The following is a 1,860-nucleotide window of genomic DNA, read 5'->3' as shown; positions in this document are numbered from 1 at the left end:
CGCCTGCACCCCGGCCCAGGCGGTCACCAACGGCGGCTTCGAGAGCGGGACTTCGCCCTGGACCCAGTCCTCGGCCGGCGTCATCACCAGCCGCGCCGGTCAGACCGCCCACGCCGGCACCAGCTTCGCCTGGCTGAACGGAGTCGGCAGCACCCACACCGACACCCTGTCGCAGAGCGTGACGATCCCCACCGGATGCAGCACCGCCACCCTCACCTTCTGGCTCCACATCGACACCGCCGAGACGACCTCGTCGATCGCCTACGACAAGCTGACCGCGAAGATCGGCAGCACCACGCTGGCCACGTACTCGAACCTGAACAAGAACACCGGCTACGTGCAGAAGTCCTTCGACGTGTCGGCGTTCGCGGGCCAGACCGTGAACCTCGCCTTCACCGGCACCGAGGACTCCAGCCTCCAGACCAGCTTCGTCCTCGACGACATCGCCCTCGACACCTCCGGCGGCACGACACCGCCCGCCGACTCCACCCGGACCCCCGCCGCACCCTCGTACACCGTCAGCCTGAGCAGCGACACCAGCGGCACGGTGTGGACCGGTCACGAGAGCGTGACCTTCACCAACGCCTCCTCCACCGCGCTCGGCGAGGTGTACCTGAGGCTGTGGGACAACTACCACGGCACGTGCTCGGCACCTCCGATCACGGTCGGCAACGTCACCGGCGGCACCGCGGGCGCCCTCTCCGTCGCCTGCACGGCTCTCAAGATCGACCTGTCGTCGCCGCTGGCACAGGGGCAGACCGCCACCATCGGGTTCGACCTCGGCATCACCGTCCCCAGCGGCGCCGACCGCTTCGGCCACGACGGGGCCTTCAGCTTCATCGGCAACGCCCTTCCCGTGCTCGCGGTCAAGGACGGGGCGGGCTGGCACCTGGACCCGTACACCAACAACGGCGAGTCGTTCTACTCGCTGGCCGCCGACTTCAAGGTGACCCTCGACCACCCCAGCACCCTGCTGGTGCCGGCGACGGGCACCTCGGTCGACACCCCGGGCCCCAGCGGCCGCACGGTCACCACCGCCACCGCCACCAAGGTCCGTGACTTCGCCTGGGCCGCCGGGCCCTTCACCAGGATCTCCGGCACCTCCGCCGCCGGAGTCGCGGTGAACATCTACTCCGTGTCCGGTATCAGCTCCTCCAGCGCGCAGTCGATGCTGACCACCGCGAAGTCCGCCGTGGACGCCCACGCCGGACGCTTCGGCGCCTACCCGTACGGCGAGCTGGACGCGGTGATCGACAACAACTACTGGTTCGGCGGCATGGAGTACCCCGGCTTCGTCCTCGACCTGGTCAGCACCACCGCGCTCACCCACGAGATCGGCCACCAGTGGTGGTACGGCATCGTCGGCGACGACGAGTACAACAGCCCCTGGCTGGACGAGGCGTTCACCGACTACGCCACCGACCTGGCGCTCAACAAGACCGGCACCAACTGCTGGAACAGCGTGTCCTGGGCCTCGTCGGACGAGAAGATCACCAATTCGATGGCCTACTGGGACGCCCACTCGTCCCGGTACTCCACCGTGGTGTACAGCTACGGCAAGTGCGCCCTGCACGACCTGCGGCGCGTCCTCGGCGACAGCGCGATGACCAAGCTGCTGAAGGACTACGCCACTTCGCACTGGTACGGCGTCTCCACCACGGCCGAGTTCAAGGCGGCTGCCCAGGCCGCCACGAGCACGGACCTGACCTCGTTCTGGACCCAGCACCGCATCGAGGGCTGACCCGGCACGGGTCGGGGGCGCGGCGCCCCCCCCCGGCGGGGGGCCCCCCCCCCCCCCCCGGGGCGTGGGAGTGGGGGGGGCGCGGCGGGGGGGGGGGCCGGGCCGGGGCGGGGGGGCCC

1 protein-coding gene is annotated in these 1,860 nt (G+C 70.2%); it reads left to right on the top strand.

Annotation, left to right across the window (positions count from 1 at the left end; all coding sequences use genetic code 11):
• Positions 1-1,741: M1 family aminopeptidase (locus tag ACFW2E_RS22245; protein ID WP_384468807.1), on the top strand; the 1,741-nt coding region annotated here is incomplete at its 5' end.
• Positions 1,742-1,860 lie beyond the last annotated feature (119 nt).

Source organism: Streptomyces sp. NPDC058964, assembly GCF_042741275.1.
Taxonomy (GTDB): domain Bacteria; phylum Actinomycetota; class Actinomycetes; order Streptomycetales; family Streptomycetaceae; genus Streptomyces.
This window is presented reverse-complemented; position numbering and strand designations above follow the sequence as displayed.